Genomic DNA, 1,461 nt, shown 5'->3' with positions numbered 1-1,461 from the left:
CCCGCACCCCGCGCACCCCGCGCCGGGCGCGGGGTGCGCGGGGTGCGGGGGGTGGCCACGGCCGGCTCAGGCGCGGGCGAGGTCGGCGGCGCCGATGATGCCGGCGTCGTTGCCCTTGGTGGCCGTCCGCAGCGGCGGCGGGTCGCGGTGGGTGCGCCCGGACAGGTTCTCGGCCAGGCTCACCCGCGCGGGAGCCAGCAGCAGCTCCCCGGCGCTGGAGACGCCGCCGCCGATGACGACGACCTCGGGGTCGAGCACCGCGACGAAGCTGGCGACGGCCTCGCCGAGCCAGCGGCCGACGTCGGCGATCAGCCGCGCGCAGCCCGGGTCGCCGGCCTGCGCCAGGCGCGTGATGACGGGACCGGTGACGGCCTGCGGGTCGCCGCCGACCTCGCGCAGCAGCACGGCGCCCTGCGGGTCGCCGGAGCGCAGCAGGTCGCGGGCGTCGCGCACGAGGGCGTTGCCGGAGACGTACTGCTCCCAGCAGCCGGCGTTGCCGCAGCCGCAGGCCCGCCCGCCGGGGACGGCGCGCACGTGGCCCAGCTCGGCGGCCGCGCCGTTGGCGCCGCGCTGCAGCAGGCCGCCGGCGACGATCCCGCCGCCGAGGCCGGTGCCGAGGGTGAGCATGACGAGGTCGTCGACGGCCCGGCCGTGCTCGTCGAGGCCGCCGCCGAAGCGGTACTCCGCCCAGGCGGCGGCGTTGGCGTCGTTCTCCACGACGACGGGGCGGTCGATGCGCGACTCCACGCGGGCGGCCAGCGGCTCGTCGCGCCAGGCGAGGTTGGGCGCGAAGACGACGTTGCGGCGGCTCGCGTCGACGAACCCGGCGGCGGCCACGCCCACGGTGGCGAAGGCGTGGGTCGTCTCCAGCTCGGCCACGGCGTCGGCGACGGCGTCGGCGATGGCGTCGGGGTGCAGCGCCGGGGTCTCGCGCCGGGTCTGGGCGACGATCTCACCGCGGTGGTCGACGACCCCGGCGGCGATCTTCGTGCCCCCGATGTCGACGCCGACGGCGTTGCCCGTGACGGGTGCGGTGGCGGCACCGGTGGTGGTGCTCGGGGATGCGTCTGCGGCCTGGGCCGCGGCCCGCTGATCGACCATGCCGGTGCGGTTCTCCCTGCGACGTCGGCCCCGCGACCGGGGCGGCCGCGCACGCGCACGGCCTCGGGGGAGGCTACCGGGTCAGCCGGCGAGGGCACCCAGGGCGGTCATCGCGGCCAGCAGCAGCGCGGTCAGCCCGGCGCCGCCGCCGACGGCCACGGCCACCTTGGCCCGGCGGCTGCCCAGCCCCCGCACCCCGCGCTCGTCGGCGCGGGCCAGGGCGGTGAGCATCCGCTCCACCTCCGCCTCGTCCAGCGGCGGCGCGGGCGGGGCGAGGTCGAGCAGGAGCTGGCCGTCCGCGTCCTCGCGCACCAGCGCCCCGGCCGCGGACGGCGCGGGGACCGGCGCGGAGGCGGGTGC

Annotated in this window: 2 protein-coding genes; both read right to left on the bottom strand. The window is 79.5% G+C overall.

The features are described from left to right. Window positions 1-66: 66 nt before the first annotated feature. Window positions 67-1,101, bottom strand: coding sequence for an ROK family glucokinase (locus GTQ99_RS23210; protein WP_240898002.1), 1,035 nt, complete (start codon window positions 1,099-1,101; stop codon window positions 67-69). Window positions 1,102-1,182: 81 nt separating this feature from the next. Next, window positions 1,183-1,461, bottom strand: a 279-nt coding sequence (locus tag GTQ99_RS23205; protein ID WP_205708095.1) for a hypothetical protein, incomplete at its 5' end; no start/stop codon positions are given.

Origin of the sequence: Kineococcus vitellinus, from assembly GCF_009906315.1 — a bacterium.
GTDB lineage: Bacteria > Actinomycetota > Actinomycetes > Actinomycetales > Kineococcaceae > Kineococcus > Kineococcus vitellinus.
Note: the sequence above shows the minus strand (reverse complement) of the source record. Positions and strands in the feature narration are given on the sequence as shown.